Origin of the sequence: Actinopolymorpha rutila (genome assembly GCF_013407855.1) — a bacterium.
GTDB classification, from domain to species: domain Bacteria; phylum Actinomycetota; class Actinomycetes; order Propionibacteriales; family Actinopolymorphaceae; genus Actinopolymorpha; species Actinopolymorpha rutila.
In genome coordinates this window covers 124464-150493 of the sequence record NZ_JACBZH010000001.1, presented here as the reverse complement: position 1 = coordinate 150493, position 26030 = coordinate 124464, and the positions used below count along the sequence as shown (strand labels likewise).

The 26030-nt window shown below is 69.1% G+C and carries 27 protein-coding genes and 2 tRNA genes; 18 read left to right on the top strand and 11 right to left on the bottom strand.

The window, feature by feature from the left end; genetic code table 11:
* Positions 1 to 445: 445 nt before the first annotated feature.
* The 10 genes from dnaN to F4554_RS00645 all read left to right on the top strand — a co-directional run bounded on the left by dnaN (position 446) and on the right by F4554_RS00645 (position 10676).
* On the top strand, positions 446 to 1594 hold the full coding sequence (gene dnaN, locus F4554_RS00690) for a DNA polymerase III subunit beta (protein ID WP_179785556.1): 1149 nt from the start codon (positions 446 to 448) through the stop codon (positions 1592 to 1594).
* A 114-nt stretch (positions 1595 to 1708) separates the two neighbouring features.
* Positions 1709 to 2617 carry a phosphogluconate dehydrogenase (NAD(+)-dependent, decarboxylating) gene (gnd, locus tag F4554_RS00685; RefSeq protein WP_179785555.1) on the top strand — a complete coding sequence of 303 codons (909 nt, stop codon included), beginning with the start codon at positions 1709 to 1711 and terminating at the stop codon, positions 2615 to 2617.
* Positions 2618 to 2638: 21 nt separating this feature from the next.
* Complete coding sequence (gene recF, locus F4554_RS00680) at positions 2639 to 3760, top strand: DNA replication/repair protein RecF (RefSeq protein ID WP_179785554.1); 1122 nt, start codon at positions 2639 to 2641, stop codon at positions 3758 to 3760.
* Positions 3741 to 4436, top strand: coding sequence for a DciA family protein (locus tag F4554_RS00675; RefSeq protein ID WP_337795809.1), 696 nt, complete (start codon positions 3741 to 3743; stop codon positions 4434 to 4436). The genes recF and F4554_RS00675 overlap by 20 nt, the downstream gene beginning before the upstream one ends.
* A gap of 387 nt (positions 4437 to 4823) precedes the next feature.
* Positions 4824 to 6767, top strand: a complete 1944-nt coding sequence (gene gyrB / locus F4554_RS00670; RefSeq protein WP_179785553.1) for a DNA topoisomerase (ATP-hydrolyzing) subunit B — start codon at positions 4824 to 4826, stop codon at positions 6765 to 6767.
* Positions 6768 to 6864: 97 nt separating this feature from the next.
* A complete protein-coding gene (gene gyrA, locus F4554_RS00665) occupies positions 6865 to 9459 on the top strand; it encodes a DNA gyrase subunit A (RefSeq protein ID WP_179785552.1) in 2595 nt (864 codons plus the stop codon).
* A 254-nt stretch (positions 9460 to 9713) separates the two neighbouring features.
* Positions 9714 to 10082 carry a DUF3566 domain-containing protein gene (locus F4554_RS00660; protein WP_337795808.1) on the top strand — a complete coding sequence of 123 codons (369 nt, stop codon included), beginning with the start codon at positions 9714 to 9716 and terminating at the stop codon, positions 10080 to 10082.
* Between the two features lie 157 nt (positions 10083 to 10239).
* Positions 10240 to 10313, top strand: a tRNA-Ile gene (locus tag F4554_RS00655).
* A 107-nt stretch (positions 10314 to 10420) separates the two neighbouring features.
* Positions 10421 to 10561 carry a DLW-39 family protein gene (locus tag F4554_RS00650; protein WP_179785551.1) on the top strand — a complete coding sequence of 47 codons (141 nt, stop codon included), beginning with the start codon at positions 10421 to 10423 and terminating at the stop codon, positions 10559 to 10561.
* Between the two features lie 39 nt (positions 10562 to 10600).
* A tRNA-Ala gene (locus tag F4554_RS00645) sits at positions 10601 to 10676 on the top strand.
* A gap of 195 nt (positions 10677 to 10871) precedes the next feature.
* Here the strand turns inward: F4554_RS00645 and F4554_RS00640 are convergent.
* Positions 10872 to 11186, bottom strand: a complete 315-nt coding sequence (locus F4554_RS00640; protein ID WP_337795807.1) for a replication initiator — start codon at positions 11184 to 11186, stop codon at positions 10872 to 10874.
* A gap of 286 nt (positions 11187 to 11472) precedes the next feature.
* Here F4554_RS00640 and F4554_RS00635 point away from each other — a divergent pair, with 286 nt between their 5' ends.
* Positions 11473 to 12033, top strand: a complete 561-nt coding sequence (locus tag F4554_RS00635) for a DinB family protein (protein ID WP_238341174.1) — start codon at positions 11473 to 11475, stop codon at positions 12031 to 12033.
* A gap of 109 nt (positions 12034 to 12142) precedes the next feature.
* Here the strand turns inward: F4554_RS00635 and F4554_RS00630 are convergent, their stop codons facing one another.
* Positions 12143 to 14071 carry an IS481 family transposase gene (locus F4554_RS00630; protein ID WP_337796280.1) on the bottom strand — a complete coding sequence of 643 codons (1929 nt, stop codon included), beginning with the start codon at positions 14069 to 14071 and terminating at the stop codon, positions 12143 to 12145.
* Positions 14072 to 14711: 640 nt separating this feature from the next.
* Between F4554_RS00630 and F4554_RS00625 the strand changes: the two genes are divergently transcribed.
* Entirely contained in the window at positions 14712 to 15626 is a 915-nt protein-coding gene (locus tag F4554_RS00625) for a phosphotransferase family protein (RefSeq protein WP_179791203.1), read from the top strand.
* A gap of 380 nt (positions 15627 to 16006) precedes the next feature.
* Here the strand turns inward: F4554_RS00625 and F4554_RS00620 are convergent, their stop codons facing one another.
* Together F4554_RS00620 and F4554_RS00615 are read right to left on the bottom strand one after the other, a co-directional pair.
* Positions 16007 to 16864: an aminoglycoside phosphotransferase family protein gene (locus F4554_RS00620; RefSeq protein ID WP_179785548.1), complete on the bottom strand. Its 858-nt coding sequence runs from the start codon at positions 16862 to 16864 to the stop codon at positions 16007 to 16009.
* A gap of 235 nt (positions 16865 to 17099) precedes the next feature.
* A complete protein-coding gene (locus tag F4554_RS00615) occupies positions 17100 to 17501 on the bottom strand; it encodes a DUF1707 domain-containing protein (RefSeq protein ID WP_179785547.1) in 402 nt (133 codons plus the stop codon).
* Positions 17502 to 17691: 190 nt separating this feature from the next.
* Here F4554_RS00615 and F4554_RS00610 point away from each other — a divergent pair, with 190 nt between their 5' ends.
* The 5 genes from F4554_RS00610 to F4554_RS00590 all read left to right on the top strand — a co-directional run bounded on the left by F4554_RS00610 (position 17692) and on the right by F4554_RS00590 (position 21117).
* Positions 17692 to 18288: a GNAT family N-acetyltransferase gene (locus F4554_RS00610; protein WP_337795806.1), complete on the top strand. Its 597-nt coding sequence runs from the start codon at positions 17692 to 17694 to the stop codon at positions 18286 to 18288.
* 222 nt (positions 18289 to 18510) lie between these two features.
* Positions 18511 to 19707 (top strand): MFS transporter, encoded by a 1197-nt coding sequence (locus tag F4554_RS00605; protein ID WP_179785545.1) that lies wholly within the window; start codon positions 18511 to 18513, stop codon positions 19705 to 19707.
* Between the two features lie 48 nt (positions 19708 to 19755).
* Positions 19756 to 19953, top strand: coding sequence for a hypothetical protein (locus F4554_RS00600; protein WP_179785544.1), 198 nt, complete (start codon positions 19756 to 19758; stop codon positions 19951 to 19953).
* Positions 19950 to 20555 carry an NUDIX domain-containing protein gene (locus F4554_RS00595; protein WP_179785543.1) on the top strand — a complete coding sequence of 202 codons (606 nt, stop codon included), beginning with the start codon at positions 19950 to 19952 and terminating at the stop codon, positions 20553 to 20555. The genes F4554_RS00600 and F4554_RS00595 overlap by 4 nt, the downstream gene beginning before the upstream one ends.
* Before the next feature lie 52 nt (positions 20556 to 20607).
* Complete coding sequence (locus F4554_RS00590) at positions 20608 to 21117, top strand: mycothiol transferase (RefSeq protein ID WP_179785542.1); 510 nt, start codon at positions 20608 to 20610, stop codon at positions 21115 to 21117.
* A gap of 7 nt (positions 21118 to 21124) precedes the next feature.
* On the opposite strand, the gene F4554_RS00585 is transcribed toward F4554_RS00590, so the two are convergent.
* From F4554_RS00585 to F4554_RS00565, 5 genes are all read right to left on the bottom strand, one after another.
* Positions 21125 to 21667, bottom strand: coding sequence for a dihydrofolate reductase family protein (locus tag F4554_RS00585; RefSeq protein ID WP_179785541.1), 543 nt, complete (start codon positions 21665 to 21667; stop codon positions 21125 to 21127).
* A 169-nt stretch (positions 21668 to 21836) separates the two neighbouring features.
* Positions 21837 to 22949, bottom strand: coding sequence for a sigma-70 family RNA polymerase sigma factor (locus F4554_RS00580; RefSeq protein ID WP_179785540.1), 1113 nt, complete (start codon positions 22947 to 22949; stop codon positions 21837 to 21839).
* Positions 22946 to 23500, bottom strand: coding sequence for a maleylpyruvate isomerase N-terminal domain-containing protein (locus F4554_RS00575; protein WP_179785539.1), 555 nt, complete (start codon positions 23498 to 23500; stop codon positions 22946 to 22948). Before F4554_RS00575 ends, F4554_RS00580 begins: the two co-directional genes overlap by 4 nt.
* 30 nt (positions 23501 to 23530) lie before the next feature.
* Complete coding sequence (locus F4554_RS00570) at positions 23531 to 23860, bottom strand: ArsR/SmtB family transcription factor (RefSeq protein WP_179785538.1); 330 nt, start codon at positions 23858 to 23860, stop codon at positions 23531 to 23533.
* A complete protein-coding gene (locus tag F4554_RS00565) occupies positions 23857 to 24315 on the bottom strand; it encodes an SRPBCC family protein (RefSeq protein WP_179785537.1) in 459 nt (152 codons plus the stop codon). The genes F4554_RS00570 and F4554_RS00565 overlap by 4 nt, the downstream gene beginning before the upstream one ends.
* A 168-nt stretch (positions 24316 to 24483) precedes the next feature.
* Between F4554_RS00565 and F4554_RS00560 the strand changes: the two genes are divergently transcribed.
* Complete coding sequence (locus F4554_RS00560) at positions 24484 to 24861, top strand: VOC family protein (protein ID WP_179785536.1); 378 nt, start codon at positions 24484 to 24486, stop codon at positions 24859 to 24861.
* A 28-nt stretch (positions 24862 to 24889) separates the two neighbouring features.
* Here the strand turns inward: F4554_RS00560 and F4554_RS00555 are convergent, their stop codons facing one another.
* Together F4554_RS00555 and F4554_RS00550 are read right to left on the bottom strand one after the other, a co-directional pair.
* Positions 24890 to 25468 carry a hypothetical protein gene (locus F4554_RS00555; protein ID WP_179785535.1) on the bottom strand — a complete coding sequence of 193 codons (579 nt, stop codon included), beginning with the start codon at positions 25466 to 25468 and terminating at the stop codon, positions 24890 to 24892.
* Positions 25459 to 26016 (bottom strand): sigma-70 family RNA polymerase sigma factor, encoded by a 558-nt coding sequence (locus tag F4554_RS00550; protein WP_179785534.1) that lies wholly within the window; start codon positions 26014 to 26016, stop codon positions 25459 to 25461. Before F4554_RS00550 ends, F4554_RS00555 begins: the two co-directional genes overlap by 10 nt.
* Positions 26017 to 26030 lie beyond the last annotated feature (14 nt).

Sequence of the window (26030 nt, the reverse complement as noted above, 5' to 3'; positions counted from 1 at the left end):
TCAATCCCGACCAGGTCGGGGAAGAACTGTGGATCGGGTGGGACAGAACTCCACGGTCCACCGGGCCCACCCAGGCGCCCCCAACCGCACACACAGCCCCGGTGGACGCCCGCAAGCTTGCTGAGCAGCGCAAACGCGAGTTATCCCCAGTGTCCACCGCACCTATGACGAAGCTGAGCCTAATTACGTCTATGACAAGAACTCCACAATCCCCAACGGCCCGCTCCTGGGGACGACGTCACCAGGACCCGCATTTCCGGACCCCCACCGCCAACCGGGTCGGCTACCCGACGCCCGACTCGGCGCGTGACCTCGTCGGTGACCCGGTTCCGATCCGAAACCGCACAGCGCATCGGCCAGGTCGCCCCGCCGCCACCGTCGACCTGGTCGGCGGTGTAGCGTCGTGCTCCCAGTTGGCCGCTGTCCGTCGAGGAGGCGAAGAGCGGTGAAGTTCCGCGTAGACCGTGACGTCCTCGCCGATTCGGTGGCCTGGGTGGCACGCAGCCTTCCGTCCAGGCCCTCGCTGCCCGTGCTCGCCGGCATGTTGGTCGAGGCCCGCGACGGCGAGTTGCTGCTGTCCGGCTTCGACTACGAGACCTCCGCTCGCGTCAGCGTGCCCGCCGAGGTCTCCGCCGAGGGTTCGGCGTTGGTGTCCGGGCGCCTGCTCGCCGACATCAGCCGGAGCCTGCCGGCCCAGCCGGTCGACCTCACCGCCGAGGGCGGCAAAGTCGTGGTGACCTGCCGCAGCGCGCGGTTCACCGTGCAGACGCTGCCGGTCGAGGACTACCCCGAGCTGCCGCAGATGCCGGCCGCCTCCGGCACGGTGAAGGGCGACGTGTTCGCCAACGCCGTCTCGCAGGTGGCCGTGGCCGCCGGCCGCGACGACATGCTGCCGGTCCTCACCGGGGTACGGATCGAGATCGAGGGCTCGTCGGTGACGCTCGCCGCGACCGACCGCTACCGCCTCGCGGTCCGCGAGTTCACCTGGTCGCCGGAGCAGTCCGACCTGTCGGCCACCGCTCTGGTGCCGGCCCGGGTGCTCGCCGACACGGCCAAGGCGTTCGGTGCTGGATCGGAGGTGACGATCGCGCTCGCCGCGCCGGGCACCGGCAGTGGCGAGGGGCTCGTTGGCTTCACCGGCACCACCGGTGGCTCCCAGCGCCGGACGACCACCCGGTTGCTGGACGGTGAGTTCCCGAAGTACCGCACGCTCTTCCCGCCCGAGCAGCAGACCGTCGCCCGGGTGGAGACCAGCTCCCTCGTCGAGTCGCTGAAGCGCGTCGCCCTGGTGGCCGAACGCAACACCCCGATCCGGCTGACCTTCGACGACGGGGTCGCCACGCTGGAGGCGGGCAGCAGCGACGAGGCGCAGGCGTCGGAGTCGATCGACGCGACCATCGAGGGCGAGGGGCTGACCATCGGGTTCAACCCGCAGTACCTCCTCGACGGCCTGGGTGCGATCGAGGCGCCGATCGCGCAGTTCGCGTTCACCCAGTCGACCCGTCCGGCCGTCCTCACCGGCCTGCCCGCCGCCGACGCCGAGCCGAACAGCGACTATCGCTACCTGCTGATGCCGGTACGACTGCAGAGCTGAGCCCGGCGAGATCTAAACGGGCCCACCAGCGGGTCGATGCGGGAATGCCCCGGCGCGGTTGGGGCAGCACACGGGAGGAACGGCGTACCGGCACACGAGAAGGGACTGGTTCTGATGGAGATCGGGCTCGTCGGCCTGGGCAAGATGGGCGCGAACATGCGGGAGCGCCTGCGTGCCGCCGATCACACGGTCGTGGGGTACGACCGCAACCCCGAGGTCTCCGACGTGGACAGTCTCGAGGCGATGGTCGCGCAGATGTCGCGGCCTCGCGTGGTGTGGGTGATGGTTCCGGCCGGGGGACTGACCCGCGCGGTGATCGCCGAACTCGCCACGCTTCTCGACGAGGGTGACGTCGTGGTCGACGGCGGCAACTCGCGGTGGACCGACGACGTCACCAGCGCTCACACGCTCGCCGAGCGTGGCATCGGGTTCGTGGACTGCGGCGTGTCCGGTGGGGTGTGGGGCCGTACCAACGGCTACGCACTGATGTGCGGCGGCAAGGCCGAGGACGTGGCCAAGGTCCAGCCCGCGTTCGACGCACTCAAGCCGGACGGCGAGTTCGGCTTCGTCCACGCCGGCAAGGTCGGTGCCGGCCACTTCGCCAAGATGGTCCACAACGGCATCGAGTACGGCGTGATGCAGGCCTACGCCGAGGGATACGAACTCCTCGAGGCCACCGACATCGTCGACAACGTCACCGACGTCTTCCGCTCCTGGCGCGAGGGCACCGTGATCCGGTCCTGGCTGCTCGACCTGCTGGTCTCCGCGCTGGAGGAGGACCAGGGCCTCGAGAAGATCAAGGGGTACGCCGACGACTCCGGCGAAGGTCGCTGGACGGTGGAGGCCGCCATCGACAACGCCGTACCCATGCCGGCCATCGCCGCCGCACTCTTCGCCCGCTTCGCGTCCCGTCAGGACGACTCCCCCGCGATGAAGGCCATCGCCGCGATGCGCAACCAGTTCGGCGGCCACGCGGTGCACCCGGACGCCCATGCGGTGCGCCCGGACACCGAGGCTCCCTGAGCCGATCCCCGACGCACTGCCGTGTACGTCGCGCACCTCTCCCTCACCGACTTCCGCAACTACGCCACGGTCGAGCTCGACCTCGAACCCGGGGTCACGGTGTTTCTGGGCCAGAACGGCCAGGGCAAGACCAATCTCGTGGAGGCGGTCGGTTACCTCGCCACGCTCGGTTCGCACCGGGTGCCGTACGACGCGCCGTTGGTGCGCGCCGACGCGACCCGTGCGATCGTTCGCGGGGACGTGGTCCGTGACGCCCGGCACGCGCTGATCGAGCTGGAGGTCACGCCCGGGCGCACCAACAGGGCCCGGCTCAACCGCTCGCCGGTCTCCCGTCCGCGGGACGTGCTCGGCGTTCTTCGCACGGTCCTGTTCGCACCCGAGGACCTCGCCCTGGTGAAGGGCGACCCGGACACCCGGCGGCGGTTCCTGGACGAGTTGCTGGTGGCCCGCGCCCCGCGGCTTTCCGGCGTACGCCAGGACTACGACCGGGTTCTGCGCCAACGGAACACCCTGCTGAAGACAGCGGCGCAGGCGTCCTCCGGGGCACTGCGCACGCTGGACGCGTGGGATTCACACCTGGCCCGGCTCAGTGGGGAGATCCTCGCGGCCAGGCTGGCCACGATCGAGTTGCTGCGTCCACTGGTGGCGAAGGCCTACGCACACGTCTCGCCCACGCAGGAGGAGGTCCGGCTCGACTACCGCAGCTCCGCCGACCTCGGCGACCAGGTCACCGCCGCCGCGCTGGCCGACGACGTCACCGCCGCGCTGGCCGAACGCCGGGACGAGGAAGTCCGCCGCGGCGTCTCGCTGGTCGGTCCGCACCGCGACGACGTGGTCCTGAGCCTCGGTGAGTTTCCGGCGAAGGGATACGCCAGCCACGGCGAGTCGTGGTCGGTGGCGCTGGCGCTGCGCCTCGCGGCGTACGACCTGCTGTGCAGCGACGGAGGTGAACCGGTGCTGATCCTGGACGACGTGTTCGCCGAACTCGACGCCGGCCGCAGACGCCGGCTGGCGGGTCTGGTGGCCGGCGCGGAGCAGGTGCTGGTCACCGCGGCGGTGGCCGAGGACGTCCCGGAGCAGCTGGCCGGGGCGCGATACGTCGTCGCGGAAGGGAGGGTCGATCGTGCCGACCGAGCCGCCTGACCAGCCGGACAGCGTCGACACTTCGGTGCCTGTCGACTCCGACGGCCCCGTCGACTCTGTCGGCGCCGAAGACCGGGCGACGGCCGGCCAGGGCGAAGAGACGCCGGAAGGCCCCCGCTCACCCGACGACGGCGACGCGACCTGGAATCCCTCCGGCCTCGAACTGGCCCGGGCGGTCGCGGCAGCCCTCGCACGTCCCGGGGCAGGCCCCGGCGGCCGCCCAGGCGGACGGTCCGGCTCGGCGGGCCGCACCGGTGGCCGGCGTTCGAGGGCGGGACGCACGACCCGGACCACCCGGTCCGGCGCCGGTCCCGACGACCGTGACCCGCAGGTGCTCGACTCCACCATCGGCCGCCTCGTCAACGAACGCGGCTGGACCACCGACGTGGCCGTCGCCGGCGCACTCGCCCGCTGGGACAACATCGTCGGGCCGGACGTCGCCGCGCACTGCAGGGCGGAGCGGTACGTCGACGCCGAGCTGACCGTCCGGGCCGACTCGACCGCGTGGGCGACCCAGGTCCGGTTGCTCGCGCCGAGCCTGGTGCGGAGGCTGAACGAGGAACTCGGTGACGGCACCGTCCGGCGGGTGGTCGTTCTCGGCCCGTCGGCGCCGAGCTGGCAGCGGGGTCTGCGCAGCGTGCGCGACGGACGGGGTCCCCGGGACACCTACGGCTGAGACGCCCGGGTCGTACCGGAATGGCCTGGTTCCGGTCGCCGGACGCGCCTGTGGGGAGCCCACCTCGTGATCGTCCACAGAAGCCACTCAGACCGATCAGCGGAAGTGAAGGTACGGAGGGGGATACCTCAGTCGCGGCTGTGCGGGCCAGTGGGGCTTCCAGGGCCTGCCAGACATGCTTCTGCGGCTCCGGACGAGTACAATGGCGGCAGTTCAGGCCGCTCCGACCGTCTGGGGCGCCGCGTTCCGATCGAACGCCGGACGTGCTCACAACCGGAGCGGCCTCTTCGTGTCCTGTTGGCAGGAGGTCAACCACACGTGACGACTGGTGATGTGCCTACGACTGGCGATGTGCCTACCCGTGGTGATGTGCCGACGAACGGCGAGATGCCGCAGTACGACGCCAGCGCGATCCGGGTTCTCGAGGGCCTGGATGCGGTCCGTAAGCGCCCGGGCATGTACATCGGCTCCACCGGCGAACGTGGTCTCCACCAACTCGTCTGGGAGGCCGTCGACAACGCGGTCGACGAGGCGATGGCCGGCCACGCCGACCGGGTCGAGGTCACCATCCTCACCGACGGCGGCCTGCGGGTGGTCGACAACGGCCGCGGTATCCCCACCGGGATCGTGGAGTCGGAGGGGCGTTCGGCGGTCGAGGTCGTCCTGACCGTGCTGCACGCGGGCGGGAAGTTCGGCGGTGGCGGCTACAAGGTTTCCGGTGGCCTGCACGGTGTCGGTATTTCCGTCGTCAACGCGCTTTCGAGCCGGCTCGAGGTCGACATCAAGAACGCCGGCTTTCGCTGGACGCAGGCCTACCACCTCGGTGAGCCCGACCATCCGTTGCAGCAGCACGAGGAGACCGACGAGACCGGGACCACGATTACGTTCTGGCCCACGCCCGACATCTTCGAGACGACCACGTTCACCTACGAGACGATCGCCACCCGGCTGCGTGAGATGGCCTTCCTCAACAAGGGCCTCACCATCGCGCTGCGGGACGAGCGGACCGAGCTGAGCGACACGGGCGAGGCGCGGGAGGCCGTCTACTGCTACGAGAACGGCATCGTCGACTACGTCGAGCACCTCAACGCCACCAAGGACGCGGTGCACCGCAGCGTGATCGCGTTCGAGGCCGAGGACAACAAGGTCGGCATGAGCCTGGACGTCGCGATGCAGTGGAACTCCTCCTTCACCGAGTCGGTGCACACGTTCGCCAACGCGATCAACACTCACGAGGGCGGCACGCACGAGGAGGGGTTTCGTTCGGCGCTGACCAGCCTGGTGAACAAGTTCGGCGAGGACTGGAACCTCATCAAGAAGCGTGAGGACCGGCTGTCCGGCGACGACGTACGCGAGGGCCTGACCGCGATCATCTCGGTCAAGATGGAGCAGCCGCAGTTCGAGGGTCAGACGAAGACCAAGCTGGGCAACACCGAGGCCAAGACGTTCGTCCAGACGCTGATGTACGACCAGCTGAGCCAGTGGTTCGAGAAGAACCCCGGCGAGGGCAGGGACATCGTGCGCAAGGGCATCGCCGCCGCGACCGCCCGGGTGGCCGCCCGCAAGGCACGCGACCTGGCCCGCAACCGCAAGGGTCTGCTGGGTGGCGGGGGCCTGCCGGGCAAGCTCGCCGACTGCCAGTCGACCAACCCCGACGAGTGCGAGATCTTCATCGTGGAGGGTGACTCCGCGGGTGGGTCGGCCAAGGGTGGACGTGACCCGCGGATCCAGGCGATCCTGCCGATCCGCGGCAAGATCCTCAACGTCGAGCGGGCCCGTATCGACCGGGTGTTGCAGAACGCCGAGGTCCAGGCGATCATCGCCGCGCTGGGCACCGGGATCCACGAGGACTTCGACCTGGCCAAGCTGCGCTATCACAAGATCGTGCTGATGGCTGATGCCGACGTGGACGGCCAGCACATCACCACCCTGCTGTTGACGTTGTTGTTCCGGTACATGAAGCAGGTCATCGAGGCCGGTCACGTCTACATCGCGCAGCCGCCGTTGTTCAAGATCCGCTGGTCCGGTGCTCAGCACGAGCTCGCCTACTCAGACCGCGAACGCGACGGGCTGCTGGCCGCCGGTAGGGAGGCCGGCCGCAAGCTGCCGAAGGAGAACCCGATCCAGCGGTACAAGGGTCTGGGTGAGATGAACGCCGACGAGTTGTGGGAGACCACGATGGATCCCGACGGCCGGATCCTGGGGCAGGTCACCCTCGACGACGCGGCGCAGGCGGACGAGATCTTCTCCGTACTGATGGGTGAGGACGTCGAGCAGCGGCGTTCGTTCATCCAGCGCAACGCCAAGGACGTCCGGTTCCTCGACATCTGATGACTCTCCCCGCAACGTCCAGCTCCCCGTCCACCGGTTCGCCCGGACACCTCGCGTCGACCCCCGTGGGCGACCGTAGTGCGAAGGAACAGGTCCAGTGACCGAAGACACCACCGCCGCTCCACCTCCTCCCCCCTCCAGGATCAACCCCGTCGATCTCCAGGCGGAGATGCAGCGCAACTACCTCGAGTACGCCATGAGCGTGATCGTGGGCCGGGCGCTGCCGGACGTCCGCGACGGGTTGAAGCCGGTGCACGTCCGCGTGCTGTACGCCATGTACGACGGCGGATACCGCCCGGACCGGGGCTTCTCCAAGTGCTCGCGCGTCGTCGGTGACGTGATGGGTCAGTACCACCCCCACGGCGACAGCGCGATCTACGACACTCTCGTCGGCCTGGCGCAGCCGTGGACCAAGCGGCACCCGCTGGTGCAGGGGCAGGGTAACTTCGGCTCGCCCGGCAACGACCCGCCGGCCGCGATGCGGTACACCGAGTGCCGGATGGCGCCGCTGGCCATGGAGATGGTGCGCGACATCGACGAGGACACCGTCGAGTTCCGCGCCAACTACGACGGTCGCGGGCAGGAGCCGGTCGTACTCCCCAGCCGGTTCCCCAACCTGCTGGTCAACGGCTCGGCCGGGATCGCGGTCGGGATGGCCACCAACATCCCGCCGCACAACATGCGCGAGGTCGCCTCGGCGGCACTGTGGGCGCTGGAGCATCCCGAGGCGACCCGTGAGGAGATCCTCGCCGCCGCCATGGAGCGGATCCATGGTCCGGACTTCCCGACCGGTGCGCTGATCGTCGGCAACCGCGGGATCGAGGACGCCTACCGGACCGGTCGCGGCTCGATCACCATGCGCGCGGTGGTCGACGTGGAGGAGGACAACAAGGGCCGGACCTGTCTGGTCATCACCGAGCTGCCCTACCAGGTCAACCCGGACAACCTCGCCCTGCGGATCGCCGAGCTCGCCGACTCCGGCAAGGTCACCGGAATCGCCGACGTACGCGACGACTCCTCCTCCCGTACCGGCCAGCGCCTGGTCGTCGTCCTCAAGCGGGACGCGATCGCGAAGGTCGTCCTCAACAACCTCTACAAGCACACACAGCTGCAGGACAACTTCGGCGCCAACATGCTGGCGCTGGTCGACGGGATTCCGCGCACGCTCTCCCTCGACCTGTTCATCTCGCACTGGATCGACCACCAGATCGACGTGATCCAGCGGCGCACCCGCTTCCGGCTGCGCAAGGCGGAGGAGGACGCCCACGTCTACCGCGGCCTGGCCAAGGCGCTGGACGCCCTCGACGAGGTCATCGCACTGATCCGGCGCAGCCCCTCGGCCGATGACGCCCGCACCGGGCTGATCGAGCTGCTGGAGATCGACGAGATCCAGGCGCGGGCCATCCTCGACATGCAGCTGCGCCGGCTGGCCGCGCTCGAACGCCAGGCCATCCTGGAGCGGCTGGCCGAGCTCGAGGCCCGGATCGCCGACTACAAGGACATCCTCGCCTCGCCGGAGCGGCAGCGCACGATCGTGGCCGAGGAGCTGACCGCCATCGTCGACCGCTACGGCGACGACCGGCGTACGCAGATCATTCCCGCCGACGGCGACCTGACCGCGGCCGACCTCATCCCCGACGAGGAGGTCGTGGTCACCATCACGATGGGTGGCTACGCCAAGCGCACCCGCAGTGACCTCTATCGCAGCCAGAAGCGCGGCGGCAAGGGTGTGCGGGGCGCGTCGCTGCGTGGCGACGACGTGATCAACCACCTGTTCGTGACCCGCACCCATCACTGGCTGTTGTTCTTCACCAACCGTGGCCGGGTCTACCGCGCCAAGGCGTACGAGCTGCCCGAGGCGGCGCGGGACGCGAAGGGCGGGCACGTCGCCGGGCTGTTGTCGTTCCAGCCGGACGAGGAGATCGCCGAGGTGCTCGCGATCGCCGACTACGAGCAGTTCCCGTACCTCGTCCTCGCCACCAAGAAGGGCCTGGTCAAGAAGACCCCGCTGCGGGAGTACGACTCCAATCGCGCGGCCGGGGTCATCGCCCTGAACTTCCGCGACGAGGACGACGAGCTGATCGGCGCGGAGCTGGTCAACCCCGACGACGAGCTCCTCCTGGTCTCCCGCAAGGCTCAGGCGGTGCGTTTCGTGGCCGATGACGGACAATTGCGGCCGATGGGCCGGGCTACGTCCGGCGTGACCGGGATGCGGTTCCGCGACGGTGACGAGCTGTTGTCGATGGCGGTGATCCGGGCCGGGCAGGAAGAGGGCCAGTACGTCTTCACGGTCACCGACGGTGGCTACGCCAAGCGGACCGCCGTGTCCGAGTACCGCCGGCAGGGCCGTGGCGGGCTGGGAATCAAGGCGATGCGGATTTCCGACGCCCGGGGATCCCTCGTCGGGGCAATAGTGGTAAGCAACGGGGACCGGGTTCTGTCCGTCAAAGCCAGTGGACAGGTCACCAGGAGCCCGGTGGCGGACGTGGCGGCGAAGGGACGTGACACCATGGGCGTCATCTTCGCCGGCGTTCGCGAGGGGGATTCGGTCGTTGCCATAGCCCGGAACACCGAGGACGATGCTGGGGACGACGGGAAACCGGAGACGGCCGACGACCTGCCCGCTGATGATGGACCTACCGACGGTCCGGCCGGGCAGGACCAGGCCGAAAGCCAGGAGGACAGCACGTGACACGGAACGGCGGGCCTGACGAATCCGCTACCCAAGTCATCCCCACGTCCGGGGGCGGACCTGGCCACAGCAACCGTTCTGGGCAAAAGGGTCAGAACGGTCCGAATGACGCTCCGCGTGCGGCGCCACCCCGCCCCGACCTGCGTCGGCCCGCACCCAACCGGCCGACCGACCCGGCGGCGATCCGGGAGCGCAACGGGCTCCGCCAGCGGATCCTGTCAGCGCCGCAGCCGCCACCGGACCCGCGCGCCCGCGTGCGCCGGGCCCGGCTGCGGGCGGTCCGGCTCGACCCGTGGTCGGTGATGAAGACGGCCTTCCTGCTGTCCATCGCGTTCGCGATCGTGACGATCGTGGCGGTGAGCGTGGTCTGGTACGTCCTTCAGGCGGCCGGCGTGTACGACTCCATCAGCCGGACGATCACAGACGTACTGGGCAGCGCTTCCGAGACCCGGTTCAACCTCGAGGACTACATCGGGCTGCAACGGGTCCTCGGGTTCACCGCGCTGATCTGTGTGGTCGACGTCATCCTGATCACCGCGATCGCGACATTGTGCGCGTTCCTCTACAACCTGTCCGCCAGTCTGCTGGGTGGTCTGGAGGTCACGCTCGCCGAGGACGAGTGACGCGATAGACGGGGCCCGGAGACCGGGCCAGAGGACCGCGTTCGAGGATCTCAGGTGATCTCCGCGCGAGTCCGGTCGCGCACCGTTCCTTTGGCGGTACCCGCGTCGAACCGGTTTGGGCGGGACGCTAGGGTTGCGGTAACGTTCGTCGGCGCCCGGGCCTATAGCTCAGACGGTTAGAGCGCTTCCCTGATAAGGAAGAGGTCACTGGTTCAAGTCCAGTTAGGCCCACTCACCCGAGCGGTCGGCACGTTCGACACGGCAGCGATGTCATGTCCGTGCCGGCCACCCGCAGGGGTGTGGTCATCCCAGGCCGGTGTCGTTCAAGGAGGCTCCCGATGATCAAGAAGGCACTCCTCGCCGCGGTCGCGATCGCCGGTGGCTGGTTCGCGTACAAGCGGTTGCAGGCGGACAAGGCGGAACAGAACCTTTGGGCCGAGGCAACCGACCCGGTCCCGCCGTCCGGTGGCGCCCGCTGACCGACCGGCTCGGCGCTCCGGCGTTTCGGCGCCGATCCCGGGGGCGTAGCTCAACTGGCAGAGCACTGCCTTTGCAAGGCAGGGGTTAGGGGTTCGAGTCCCCTCGTCTCCACCACCACGAAACACCAGGTCAGCCGCTTCTCGGCTCCCTCTCGGCGAGACCAGCTGAGGTCCGCGAAGGCTCGGCGTGCCAGATACGTGCCAGATCCCGCTCACGAATCGGCCCCCGAGCGGGTCTGAGCGGCCGCGATCTGGGTGCTCAGAGCCTCCGCGATGTGTCGATCACGCTCGCTCGTCGCGTGCTGGTAGATCACCGCCCGCGGATGGCGACGTGCAGGTGCGGCGCCAACCGGCGTTGAGGTTGGAGAGTGGCGAGGCACTGCACCTCATACCCGACCGCACGGCGCAGGTTCTTGGTGACCCGGTCCCACAGCTTCGACAGGTGCAACGCGTCCAGTGCGGCCCGCCGGTAGTCGTAGCTGGCGGGGTCGACCGGTGTGCCGTCGGAGCCCGAACAATCACCCAAGATCCGCGGGACACGCCCTACGCAACCGAGGCTGCAGACACACGAGGCTCTAGACGCATGTCTTGACGCAGGAGGTGCTTGACGGATCTGTGTCAGCACCTGCTCGACACTCCGGCTAGGAATTCGAGGGATAGTGATCAGGGCTGTCGTCCGGCCTTGGTTCGACGATGGTCAGCTCGGCTGACCGGGCGGCCTTTCCCCATGTGGATCGCCGACGCGAAGCCGGCGAGACCGCGATCCGAGCGGTATCGACTACGGCGAAGACCAGCGCCTATGCTCTGTCCGACCGCATCTGGGCGCCCGACTCTCGATAGACCAGTGCCGATGAGCTGAAACCCCGAAGGGGGCAAACCTGATGGCATCGACGCCCGGCCCTAAGGACGCCATGCACAACTACCTCCGCAGAGCCCGGGCCGGGATGGTGGCGAAAATCGATGGTCTCAGTGAGTACGACCGCCGTCGTCCGATGACACCGACCGGAACGAATGTGCTCGGGCTGGTCAAGCACCTCACCTTCTACGAGTCCTATTACTTGGGCGGCGTATTCGGCCGGCCACCGGAGTGGACACTGCCGTGGATCGAAGACGACTCCATCTGGCAGGGCGCCGACATGTGGGCGACACCCGACGAGACCAGCGCGTACCTACTCGGCCGCTATCAGGCAGCTTCCGCTCACGCCGACGCGACGATCGCCGCGCTGGAGCTGGATGCGCCCGCAACTGTGCCCTGGTGGCAGGAGACCAAGCGGAACACGACGCTTTGCGTCCTGTTGACCCACATGATCGCCGAGACCAGCCAGCATCTCGGCCATGCCGACATTATCCGTGAGCAGATCGACGGCACGGCCGGGTCCCACGCCGCCGAGATGGGCGATACCGATTGGTGGCAGGCCTTTCACGACAAGATCCAGGCTGCCGCCGAAACGTTCTGCGATCAACCATCCTGATCCTGGGATCGGCCACGAGCGTAGCTCTTGTCTTGACGCATGTCTTGACGCATGTGATCCGACAGTAGATCCGCGACACATGTCCGCCAGCTGATGTGCGACACGTGGCCTAGGAAACTGAGGTGTCAGCGGTCCGTGGCCGCTGTGCCTTGATGCTACGGACTGGCTGGGTGGTGGTGCGGCGCACGAGCCGGGTGTCGGTGTCGGGGAGTTCGATGGTCAGGGTCGTCTCGGACACGTGCACGGTGACGGTGCGGTAGGTGTGTTCGCGTCCCAGCGCGATCTTCTGGCCGGTGACCATGATGACGCCGCTGTTGTTGGCTCGCCGCTGGACCCGGATCGGTTCGGTCGAGGGGCGTGGCAACGTCCCGACCGGACGGGTGCGCTGCAACCGGACGGCCTCCCCGGGCTGCAGCGGGTTGGGCCGGGTCCGCAGCAACTCCCGGGTCTCGGGGTCGAAGAACAGCAGGGGTGCGCCTTCTTCGATGTAGATCCCGACCCGCCGGCCGCCGAGGATTTCCGCGGCCAGGACAAGGCGTTGTCCCAGCGAGACGGTGCCGACCTTGGAGACGGTCCGCTCGACCTCCACGACTGTGCGGCCGGCACGGCTTCCCGGTCCGGGTTTGGACGGCAGCGGCGGCTCGCCGGCGGGCACGGCTCCCTGTGCGACGAGGGTGTCCAGGTCGTTGACGCTGAACCGGGACCGCAGCGACTTCACCCGTGCACCACCGATCGACAGGTGCACCCACTCACAGTCGATCCAGAACCGCACCACCAGGCCGGCCCGGGCTGTTCCCAGCCAGAACTGGTTCCCGCACAGCGACATGTTCCCCGACGCCGGCACAACACGATCCAACTCGATCGCCTCACCCGAACCGGGGACACGCACCCCACCGGCCGGCAACGCCTTCACCGGCCTCGGGTCCACCGGCACCAGCTCGACGGCGGAATCGACGCCCACCGACACCGCCGGGGCTGGTGTGGGCGCCGGGCTGGGTCCGGTCCCGGGATCGGACGCCTGCGCGGTGAGCTCGAGGAGTTCCAGCGACGGTGGCAGCCACAGCTCCACACCTCCCACGCCACCAACGCCCGCCGGCGCTGGACCGAACCGGTCCGCCGGAACGACCGGAGCCTTCTCGTTCAGCCCCTGGTGGGGACGGTCGAGGTTGTATGAGGCGACCCACGCATCGACTGCCGCCTGGGCGTCGTCGATGCAGGTGAACGGGTCGGCGTCGTCGAGGAAGTCCGGGCGGAACGTGCCGTGGAACCTTTCCACTTTCCCGTTCTGGTTCGGCGACGCCGGCGCAGTGAGCCGGTGGGTGATGCCGTTCTTGCGGCAGATCTTGTCGAACAACACCTCCCCGCGGCTGGGCCCGTAACGGTTGAACCGGTCGGTGAACTGCTTCCCGTTGTCCGTCACGACCTCTTCCGGCACCCCGTAACGGGCCAGCGCTTGGGCGAACGCCAGGCACACAGCACGGGCGGTGGCTCGTTCGACTACCGCGGCCATCACGCAGAACCGGGAGTGGTCATCGACGCCGGTGACGATCTTTGCTTCTCGTAGTTCACCGGTGGTGGTGTTGACCAGCCGGATCCCGCCCACGATGTCGATGCCCCACAGCTGCATCGGACCCGGCCGCTCGAACCGTTTGAACGACGACTTCGGCCGCTTCCGCGGCCGCTGACGCAACAGACCATGACGGATCAGGATCCGGTCGATCGTCCGCTCTGAGGGGACCACGAACTCCTTGTCCTGCCAGGGCAGCGGCTTGCGCAGCAACTCCAGCCGGATCCGCCGTGAACCCCACCGCGGATGCTCCCGCCGCATCTCCGCGACCGCGACCTCCACCACCTCACCAGCCTGATGCGGACACGACGCCGGCCGATGCGACCGATCCGACAACCCACCAATCTGCTCAGCCAGATACCTGGACACCCACCGATGCACCGTCGCCCGATGCACACCAGCACGGGCAGCGACCTCAGTGACTTCCATGCCCGCCAACACAGCCCGAACCGCGTCCAGACGCTGCTCCACAACCGACAAGACAACCAGTGCCAATCCCGGCCTCCCCGAGTCCGGAACGCCCCACGGAGACGTTCCGGCCCAGAGTGCCGATCACGACCGGTGTCGCACATCAACTGTCGGACGCGTGTCGCACATCAACCGACGGAGCACACATGTCTTGACGCAGCTCTGCTGTGTAGAGCTTTCCTAGATCAAGGCGCCGCTGACGCGGCGCTCCGCACCGGCTTCGTCCTGCGCGCGGCCTGGCGGCCGTCCTCGGACAGCGCTGGCACGGTCATGAGCGGTCCGCGTGTCTGGGAAGGTCGTCTCAGACTGAGGTCTTTCCGGGGGCGCTGCCCCCTGGACCCCCGGTCCTTACTCCGGGAGTGGCGCCACCAATGAGGGCCCACCTGTGGCCAGCGCACTTTGCGCTGCGCTACGTGAAGGCCTTCGTCCAGCCAGGGTCGTTGATCATGGACAACGCCTATAGGACCGGAACACCAGGCTCAACCGGTGAAGCGTTGGTTGACCCTGGTGAAACCGGCCCGGTAGGTCTACGACTGCCCCACAGGAGAACATCCCCGAGGCATAGGTAAATGCTCTCGTGGCCAGGAACTAATTGGTTGATGACCGCTTGCCTGGTCTGACAACGTGACCTGTCGTGAAGTCGATGAACCACGGCACCCATCCCGAAGAGCTGCCGACTGAGGTCCTGGACGACGTGGCCAGAGTGGTCGAGGCAGAGGTCACTGTTGTCAGTCACCTGCCCGGAGGCCTCGATGTGGGTGCCGTGCGCGTCGAGTTGGCCAGCGGGGCAAATGCTGTGCTCAAAGCATGGCCCTGGGAACGCCCCAACCAGCTGGACGAGTCGTTGCGAGCCCAGAAAGTCGTCAAGCACATGCGTGGGCGCGGCTATCCCACCCCGGTCTGCCTCGGAGTGGGGGCCACAGCGACCCATACATGGCAGCTGATGGACTTCGTTGACGCGATTCCCGCGCCCGAGCTGACCCCATCCCTCGTTGAGCAACTGATGGAGATAGTCGAACTCCAGGCCGGCCAAGCCTCCGAGCCTCACGACCACTGGTCGTACGCCTACCAGCTCGCCACCGGTCAGGAATCCGGTCAAGACTTGGATCCGAGCCTGTCGAGGGCTGTCGCCAAGCTTCCGGGGTATTCCTCGGCGGTGTCGGCCATAGTCGAGCGCCTGTGGCTCATGTGCGCCGACGTCCCACCACCACAGGAAGCGCCCGATATGGTCCATGCCGACCTGAACCCCCGCAATGTCCTGGTCCGTGACGGCGCGGTGGCGGCGGTCGTAGATATCGGGAACGCCGGTAGCGGCACGCGGGCCACTGATCTCGCCACTCTCCAGTGGTACACCTTCGAGGATCCGCTGGACGGTGCCCGAAGGCGGCTGTGGACGAGGATCCTCGACCTGATCGGCTGGGAGCAGGCGGCGGTGCTCACAGCGACAAAGATCCTTACGCAGCTTGAGTTCCCGATCCGTCAGGGGCGCCACGACGTCATTCCAGGGGTGATCGAGCGCGGGCATCGCACCCTCGACGAGCTGAACACACTTCGCTAACGAGGCGGGAGTCAGCAGAAAGTCAGCAGACGCGTTGATGCCGGTCCGTCTCTGGCAGCACGGACCGGCCGAGCGGGGATGGGTTTCTAACCCGCCTCTCGCCGGGCCATTAGCCGAGGTCTCCGACGGTCACCCCAGGCCACCCCCGGCCGACGACCCGCGAGCGTAACCGGCCTCAGAACCCGTAGACGTACGTTTCCCAAGCTGAACGTCGGCACAAGGTCGTGCCGTGCCAGATGCGTGCCAGATCGCGGGGATGATCATGGTCTGTGGCGGTCACCGGCGGTCAAAACAGCCGAGGCCGCACGGCGGGCTGATCCTCCGCTCAGTTTCCGTCGGCGTTCGGACCAGGTGGCCTTGCGGTAGCTGGGTGGACGTACCTACCAATGAACGGAATCGAGCGCTGGCCACGGCGGACCCGCCCGCAGGACGTCGAGGAAGGCCACTCCTGATCGCCGGCCGCTCGGGTGTTGGTCGCCGAGACGCCAGCGGTGCATCGCGACGATCGCCAGCACGAGGCCTCGGCATTCGTCGACCAGATCTTGGTCAGCTTTCGGGTAGCGGTCGCTGACTGCTTTGGGCACCCAGGCAAGGTCGTACTCCACAGGCCCGTGGGCGGTGTTCTCGAAGTCGATGAAGAGCGGCCCGTTGTTCGTGTCGAGCACGTTCCCCGGGTGCGGCTCGCCGTGCAGCAGCTGCTCGGGGGCGCCCCGGTCGACGATCGATCCCCGCAGATCACGCAGCATGTTGGCGAGCAATGCCCGGTCCGTATCCGTGAGGTCAGGGGTGACGTCACGGTTCGCAACGTCTTGTTGCGTCTCCGCAACGCGATCCATGAAGTGCGGCATCGTGACATCGATCTGCCGCAGGCCGGCATGAAGACGCCCAAGCGCGTGCGCGTACTCAGCCGGCGGAAGCACTCGACGAACGGGTTCGAAGTAGGTCCACATGGCGATCGCGAAGCCGTCACGCACGAAGACGCGCGGCTCGACCCGGGCGTCGAGCGCGGCGACCGGGCTGTCCGTCTGCACCAGCCGCTTCACGAGCTCGACTTCTAGCTCTGCGCTCCCAGCGTGATGGGTCACGGGCGCGACCCGGGCGACGATGTCGCATGGCGTCAGGCGGACGACGAGCCGGTTGGAGTCGTTGAGGACGACAGCGTCATCGACCGCCAAGTCGAGGGCTGAGGCGGTCGACCTCGCGGCAGCCACCGCACGCCGCACCTCCGCTGCTCGCATCAGCTACATCCTCGACCAGGGCGCGAAGAGCTGCACCCGACTCTCGGGGCGCCAATGACAAGGCACAGGGGTACGGACGTCGGTCTCGACTTCACCCGGCGCAGGGTAGCCTCGTCGGCCGCTGGACTGGAAACAAGATTCCGCCGCCGAAGGAGGGCACACTGGGACCACGCGTCGAGACCGCGACCGCGCCAGTGGGCGCCGATCCGCGCTCAGCACGCGGGAGACCGCGAGGTTAGTTACGGGGAACGGGCCAACGGCCGAGGACACCGCGCACTACCAGCAACGTCGCAACGATGCCGGCCAGGCCTGTCATGGCAGCCTGAAAGGCCGCCTCGTCGCCGTACAACGTTCCCGTGGTCGACATGAGCACGATCGCGGCCACCGACAACGCGAGAAGGAAGAGGCCACCACCGACCCAGGCCCACCGGTGCTCCAACTGCGACGGGGCCGACCCCCGGCGGGAGGGCGCGCTTTCTGGGAACGGCAGATCGACGAGGAGTCGACCGAGCTCACCGCCTGTCTGAGCGGTGAGCGCAATCCCCAGGCGTTCCTCGAACTCCTCGGCACTCAACCTGCCCCGCGCATGGTGGGTTGCGAGCTGCTCCGCACATGCGTGGCGCTCCTCGTCGCCCACGCGAAGCGGCCTGTGAATGGGATCGCGCTGGACGCTCACCGCTGCCCCCGTCCCCGTGGTCTCGACGCTCGCTATCCGCACCCTAATCCCGGCCGTACCGGTCAAGGAGCACTTGTGGCGTCGGCGTGCCAGACGCGTGCCGGCCGGACACGCCGCAGGCGGCCGACGAGCACGCGGGTACCGTCCGTCCGTGAACGATGCGGCGATCGACGCCTTCCAGGCCGACCGACCGGACACCTCCCGCCGGGTGACTCTGCGCCACCTTGCCGCCCATGACCAGGACGAGGTCCTCGACCTGGTGAGCGCCAGTACGGAACTGCACCACCCATGGATGTCGCTGCCGTCCACACCGGATCAGTTTCAGGCGTACCTCGCTCGGTACGCGAAGCCCGACGAGGAGTCGGTGCTGATCTGCGTGCGTGGCAGCGGAGCCATCGCTGGTGTGGTCAACCTCAACAGCATCATCCGGGGGCGGTTCCAGTCCGGGTCCATCGCCTACGCCGCGTTCCTCCCGACCGCCGGCCAGGGCTACCTGACCGAAGGACTCACGCTGGTGGTGCGCTACGCCTTCGAACAGTTGCGGCTCCACCGGCTCGAAGCCCAGATACAACCCGGCAACCACGCCTCCCTCAAGCTGGTCCGACGAGTCGGCTTTCGCCAGGAGGGCTACTCGCCCGAGCTGCTGTACATCGACGGGGCCTGGCGAGACCACGAGCGATGGGCGATCACCACCTCCATGATCGACATCCCGCCCACTCCTCCACACGCGACGCTGCCGGAGCGCTAGGGCCTGTCCTGCGGATCATGGCCGGTTCGCGTGCCCGCATCCCGCCCTGGACACCCTGGGTGGGGCGAAAAGGCATCGACTCGCAGGGAGGCGCCATGCCAGCATCACCGCCATGGCTGCTGTGCCTCCTTGCGCGGAGGCCCGGATGCGGGCCACGGCCTGGAGGTTCCCGCGGCGGAGGACCACGTCCGGGCCTGAGTGTTCGTGATGAGCCCAGGACGGATGAGCGACCCGGATCCGGTCGCCGTCTTCGTCCGCTGGACCTGGTGCCGGGCCTTCCTCCACCGCGGTTGGTGGCTGGTCACCAGCGTCTACCTGGTCGTCGACGCCCGTCTGTCGGCGGCGCAGCTGGTGCTGATCGGCGTGGCGCAGGGGATCGTCGCGTTCGGGTTCGAGGTTCCGGCAGGCGTGGTCGCCGACACCGTGAGCCGGAAGTGGTCGCTGGTGATCTCGCACCTGTTGATGGGGACCGCCATGCTGGCCACCGGTCTGGTGACCGCCTTCTGGCTGGTGGTCGTGACCCAGATGCTCTGGGGCCTGGCGTGGACGTTCGCCAGCGGCGCCGACGTCGCCTGGATCACCGACGAGCTCGACGATCCGGCACGGGTCTCCGACGTGCTGGTCCGGTCGGGACGGGCGCAGCTGACGGGCGCCGCGGCCGGGATGGTGAGCGTCGGCGCGCTGGCCTCGCTGATGCACCGGAGCACCGCGATGGTGCTGGCCGGAGTCGCCATGGTGGCGCTCGGCGGGTACGTCGGACACCGCTTCCGCGAGCGGCGGTTCGTGCCGACGCGCACCAGGCGCTGGTTGACCTCGTGGAGGATCCTCCTCCGCGGCTTCGCACTCGTGCGGCGCAGCCGCGTCCTCCTCGTCGTCTTCGCGGCCACCTTCCTGGTCAACGGCGCCGAGGACGCTTCCGGACGGCTGTATCCGCGGCGCCTGGTCGAGCTCGGGTTCCCCGCCGACCCGGTCGCCTGGTTCACCGCTCTGGGTGTTTTCACCCTGCTCGTCGGTGCGGTCGCGCTGCGTCTGGTGGAGCCGCACATCGACGATGTACGCACGGCCCCACGCGGCTACGTCGTGGCGTGTGCCGTGGGAGCGCTCGGTCTCGTCGGCCTGGCGAGCTCACCGGGGTACGTCCGAGGCAGCGTGGCCGTCCTGTTCGTCGCCGGGGTCGCGGTCCCGCTGACCCGGGTGATCGCCACCATCTCGGTCAACCGGCAGACCAGCGGCGACGTTCGGGCGACGGTCCACTCATTCCTGGCGCAGGCGGAGTACGCCGGTGAGATCGTCTGCGGTGGCGCCGTCGCCCTGGTCGCCGGGTCGGCCGGGCTGTCCGCCGCGCTTCTCGGCTGTGCGGCGTTGTTGACCGTGACGGCTGTCCTGGTCGCCACGGGGACGCGAGCCGGTCCGCGCTGAGGTACGAATCCCGATGGGCCGGTCGGTGGCCGTCGGTACGGTGTCGGCGTGACCAGTACGAACGACATCCGCCGGTGGGCGACCGCCTTCCCCGAGGTCGAGGAGACCGAACGCTTCCGGTTCCACGTACCCGTCTTCGAGGTGCGCGGCCGGACCTTCGTCGGCATGGGGCAGGACGCCACGACCGCCGTGTTCCGCGTCGCCGAGCACGACCGAAACAGCTCCGCCGCGGCGCCGAAGCGATGACCGCGGCCACGGCGTCGCGGCAGCACCTGGTCGACCTGGTCGAGGGCATCCGCCCCTGGGACAAGACCGAGCGTGCCCACCGGCAGACGACGCTGGACTGGCTGGCCGGCGGCGCCCCGGCATACCGGACCGCGAAGCCGGACGTCCCAGATCCGCACCTGGTGAGCTACTTCGTCGTACTCGACGAGGCCCGGCGCGATCTCCTGCTGGTCGCCCATCGCAAGGCCGGCCTCTGGCTGCCGCCCGGCGGACACGTCGAACCCGACGAGGACCCGTGGGAGACAGTCGTACGAGAGTGCCGCGAAGAACTACACGTCGAGGCCGCGCCCTCCCGGCTGCCCGGCCTCCCCGGCGACCGGCCCTTCTTCGTCACCGTGACCCGCACCCGCGGCGCCGGACCGCACACCGACGTCAGCCTCTGGTACGTCCTCGGCCTGCCCCGGTCGTCGATCGTCTCCTACGACGCGGCCGAGTTCGCCGGCATCAGGTGGGTGCGGGCGGACCAAGTGGGCGACGAACCGCCGGACACGCTGGACCCGCACCTGGACCGGTTCGCGGCCAAACTGCTGGCGTCGGTACGACCTGTCGGCGACCGGTGGTAGACCTTCTCCACCGCCACGCGCCCGAGAACCAGCCGCCCACCGTGGAGAAACCATGACGCAGCCGTCGCACGTCACCGAGACCGAGACCGAGGCCCTGCTGGCCGCCCTGAACGCCCAGCGCGAGCACGTTCTCGGAGCACTGGACGGACTTTCCGACGCCGACCTGCGCCGCCCGGTGCTGCCGTCGGGCTGGACCTGCCTGGGGCTCGTCCGGCACCTGGCGCTGGACGTCGAGCGATTCTGGTTCCGCGCCGTGGTGGCGGGTGAGACCGTCGACCTGGAGACCGGCGACGGTGCCTGGCAGGTCAGCTCCGGCACCACGGCCGAGGAGGTGTACGAGCTGTACCGACAAGAGACCGCACTGGCGGACGAGATCATCGTCTCGACTCCGCTCGAGGCCGCACCGGCCGCGTGGCCGGCAGAGCTCTTCGGCGATCTGCCGTCTCGCGACCTGCGTCGGACGGTTCTGCACGTCATCACCGAGACCGCCACCCACGCGGGCCAGCTCGACGTCGTACGCGAGCTCATCGACGGCAGGCGCTGGCTGGTCCTGACCGACTGAGCAGTGGTCAGCGGACGACGCGAAACCACATACTCGTCGCCTGGGGCGTCTGTCCGACGTCCATGCGTTCGAGTCGTACGTTCGTCCCGCCGGGGTGTTCGAACAACCTAACGCCGTCGCCGAGCAGCACAGGGGCGACGAACACCAGGATCTCGTCCAGCAGACCGGCCTCGACGCAGCCGTGGGCCGTCCGGGCGCCGAGCACGTTGACGTACTTCTCCCCGGCGGCGGCCTTCGCCTCGTCCACCGCCTGCCGCAGGTCGGTGACGAACGTGACGCCTGGGACCGACCTCCCCTGCGGCCGGTGGGCGAGGACGAACTGCGGACCTTCCCACCCGCCGCCGAACGCCTTGCCCTCGCCTTCGGTGCCCCGATGTGGGTCGTCGCCGCCGAAGGTGCGGTTGCCGACGAGCAGGGCGCCGATCCGGGGGACGAGCCGGTCCACGATCGGGTTCGGGCCGAGATGGCTGGTCAACCAGGACATGTCACCGCCCGGGCCTGCGATGAAGCCGTCCAGCGACATGGTGCACGAGTACAACAACCTGCCCACGGGAATCCTCCGTCGATGGTGCGTCCGCCCGGAGCTCGTGCAGGTCGTGCAGGTTGCGGAGCTCGCCGCGGATGACTCCCGTTGAGACGGCCGACCGCGGAGAAACTGATCGGCGCCGTTCGGTGGCCCGCGGGCGAGGGGTGTCCGGCGGGCGCCTGGTGAGCCGGTGCTACCCGGCGAGCTCGCCCGGAAGCTCGAACGCCCGGAACAGCCCGCTGTCGTGGAACGCGGTGATCTCTACTATCCGCCCGTCCTCGATCCGGACCACCCCGATGGCGAAGGCGTGGAAGGTGGACTCGCCGCTACGGACGTACGACGCCACCGCCGGCCGGCCGTTGGCCCGGGTGGCCAGCATCCGGAACTGCCCCACGTAGTCCGGCGACTCGGTGTTCCAGCTCGCGGTCAACGCGGCCACGACCGCGTCCCGGCCCTGCATCCACAACGTCCACGGAGGCATGGTCGTACGAACGTCCTCGGCAAGGAGCTCGGCGACCGCGGCGACGTCGGCGCGTTCGACCGCCAGCATGTAGCGGCGCAGCACCGCGCGCTCGTCGGCGGACGGCTCCTGGGACGCGACCCACTCCGACCGGCGCTCGGGCAGCTGTTCCCGCATGGTGGCCCGGGCCCGCTGCAAGGCGCTGTTGACACCGGCCAGGCTGCTCTGCAGCAGCTCAGCTGTCTGCTTCGCCGGCCAGCCGAGCACGTCGCGCAGGAGGAACACCGCCCGCTGCCGGGGCGGCAGATTCTGGATCGCGGCCAGGAACGCCAGCTCCAGCGTCTCCTTCGCCTCCACGATGGCGTCGGGTTCGGCATCGCGCGGTGCCACCGGACCCGGTTGCTCGACGGACGAGGCGCCCCCGACCGGGTCCCGCAGGCGGTCGGGGAACGGCTGCAGCCACGGTACGTCGGTCCGCGGCGGCAGTAGCGCGTCACCGGCGTCCGACGGCCCGCTCAGGTGGTGCGGGAGCACCCGCCGGGCCCGGCCGTCCAGCGCGTCCAGGCAGGCGTTGGTCGCGATGCGGTACAGCCAGGCGCGCAGGCTCGACCGCCCCGCGAAGTCGCCGATGCCCTTCCAGGCGCGCAGGAAGGTCTCCTGAACGAGATCCTCGGCCTCGTCGAACGAGCCCAGCATGCGGTAGCAGTGCACCCGGAGTTCGCGCCGATGTGGCTCGACCAGGGTGACGAACGCCGACTCGTCGCCGGCTCGTGCAGCGGCCAGGGCGGACGCCGGCTCGGGAGGACCCTGCTCCCGCGACCGCCCGTGGTCACCGCGGCCACTCATGCCCCGCCCGGCCAGGAGGAACGTTCCGCGCGCTGGGACCGCATCGGCTCGGGCAGGTCGAGGTCGACGAACCGCGTCGGCCAGTCGTTCGCGCGGTAGCCGGCGCCGAGGTCGACGTGGTGCAGCTCCACCTCGACCAGTCGGCGGACGAGGACCTGCGACGCGGGAAACTCCAGCGACCCCGGCACGCCGACCGTGCGTTCCCAGCCCTCGTCCGGGACCTCCACCGCCGCGGCCCGCAGGGCCTGCGCCGACTGGATCACGTCGGCGAGGAGTTCGGCGGCACTGCGTCCCGCACCTGCCGCGATGTCGGCGTCACGCGCGTCCTGGCTGACGTACGGCGGGATCGGCACGCCCGTACGCGCCCACACCAGGAGGTTGCGCAGGGCCTCACCGACTCGCGCGACGTGGGTGACGACGTGCCCGCGGGTCCAGTCGGGCAGCAGGGACGGCGCCCGGACGTCGTCGTCGGTCAACGTCGAGATGGTGGCCAGCAGGTGCTCGGTGCCCTGGTCGATCTGGTCCTGCAGGTCCGTCAACTCGGCTTCCATGTGCTCACGGTAGCCCTGGGCGGGAACCGGTTACTCTCCCCGTTCGGCGGCCCGCTTGAGCCCGCTGAGGCGGCGGTCCCAGGCGGCGGCCCGGTCGGCAAGCCAGCGCGCGGAAGCGTCCAGAGGCTCGGTGCGCGCGGAGTACAGCACCTCCCGGCCGGCGCGGGTACCCGCCACCAGACCCGCGTCCTCCAGCACTCGCAGGTGTTTGACCACCGCCTGCCTCGAGACCGGTAGCCGGCCGGCGAGCGTCGTAGCGCTCGCCCGGCCGGCGTCGACGAGTTCGTCGAGGAGTTGCCGGCGGGTCGGATCGGCCATTGCCGCCAGGACCGCTCCCACGTCGATCCCGGCGACCGTCATCGGGTCGGGGTCTCGGTGTCCCGCTTGGCGAATCCGAGCTGCAGCTCCCACCCCTGGGTGTTGCCCCTGAGGGCGTCGGCCCGGCCTTCGGGCGAGGGGTACATCGTGTCGAAGCCGCTCTCGACCACCCGCACCAGCGTGCCGCCGTCCTTCTCGGTGAGGAAGAACTCCACCAGCGTGGAGTTGTCCTCCCCGGGCAGTTCGCCCGGGTCGGCGTTGCCCCGGAACGAGACGTACGCCGGCGCGTCCGCGGCGATCGGCAACACCCCGAACCTCCCGTACGGCTGGAACTCCACCACCACCAGGTCGCCCTCCCGGGTGACCGTCTGTTTGGACCGGTCGCCGTCACCGATCCACCAGCCGGGTTCGCTGACCAGGGACCACACCCGTTCGATCGGGGCGTCGATCATGATCTCGCGCTCGATCCGGTCCGTACTCCGCGCTGCGTCGCCCATCTGAACCGTCCCTTCCGTGGCAGCCCTGCCCCAGGCTTCTTCGACTGACGTGCTACCCCACGGTTGCACACCCTGCCACACACGTGCAACCGTTTGGTAGCACGTACGACGGAAACTCGTCCTCGCGTCGGTGGCCGGCGACGGCGTTCGCGGTGGCAGGATCGGGCCATGATCGGCCGGATGCACCACGTCGTCGTCGACTGCCCGGACCCGGAGGCGCTGGCCGCCTTCTACTCCGAGCTGCTCGGCCTGCCGGTGACCTACCGGAGCGACGACTGGGTGGTCGTCGCGGCGAACGACACGACCTCGGGAGTCGCGTTCCAACGGGTGCCGGACCACCGTCCACCGGCCTGGCCGGACCCGCACCGCTCCCAGCAACTCCATCTCGACGTCATGGTGGACGACCTCGCCGACGCCGACGTACGCGTGGTCGGCCTGGGCGCGCGACGGCTGGCCGGGGGCGACCATGTGTACGCGGACCCGGCCGGTCACCCGTTCTGTCTCATCCCCCGGCCAGGCTGGGCGGCGCCGATCCAGGCGCGGTGACCCGCTGACGGTCACGTCGCGGACGACGTCACAGGTGGATGTCGTCCACGCGGACATCGATCGTGCGCAACTCCAGGCCGAGCTGCCGCCGGGCGGCCGTGCGCACCGCCTTCCGGACGCGTTCGACGATCAGTGACACCGGCGTTCGCTGCCGCAGGGTGAGGTTGATCTGCAGCCGTGTCGGGTCGCCGTGCTCGGGGAAATGACAGCGGTCGACGGTGACGCCCGCGACCTCGCTCGCGGCCGCGGCCAGCACCGTGGCGGCCGCGTGTTCGGTGATGGCGAGGTGTAGGGGGTGTTCGGCCGGCAGCGGCAACCGCCAGCCTCGACTGCGGGTGGCATGGATGCGGGCCATGATCGACTCGACGAACCCCGGCGGGGGCTCGGCGGGCTCGTCCCGCAGGAGTTCGGTGGCCTGCAGCACCGGCGCGAACTCCGCCGCGGCGCCCCGGCAGTGCGGGCACGACAGCTCGTGGTCGTCCAGGCCGCCGCCGCGGGTCAGGTGGTCGTACACCGTCCCCACGTCGCGGCCACACGGGAGCACCTCCTCGCGCCGATCCTGGTCGGGCGGCGGAAGGGGGTTGCCGTTGGGATGGTCTATCGCCATGGTTTCAGCTCCCTGGCGAGGCGGACGCGGGCGCGATGAATCCGTCCCCGAACCGCGTCGGGTCCGATTCCCGCGACCTCGGCGATCTCGTCATAGGAGAGCCCCTCCAACTCTCGTAGCACCCAGCATGCCCGTTGCTCCGGCGTGAGCAGACCGAGGGCCGCCTGAAGAGCGGTGAGCAGGTGGGCGGCGAGAACGTGCTGCTCGGGATTGCCGGTAGCCGAGGGCGGAAGCCTGACATGTTCATGATCAAGCTCGGCATCGGGGTGAGCGCGACGGCTCCTCGCCGCCTGGAGGGCGGCGGTGGTGACGATGCGGTAGAGCCAGGCGGCGAAGGCCTGTTCCTCGCGGATCCGGTCGAGGCGGCGCCAGGCCGTGAGGAACGCCTCCTGCGCGACGTCCTGAGCCGCGTCCGCGTCGCCCAGGATGCGCAGCGCGATCCGGTAGGCCGGACCGGAGTAGCGGCGTACGAGCTGGGCGAACGCCGTCGTGTCGCCGATCCGCGCTCGCGCCACCAGGGTGTCGTCGGCGGGCGCGGACGTCGTCACTCGGTCACCCCGCC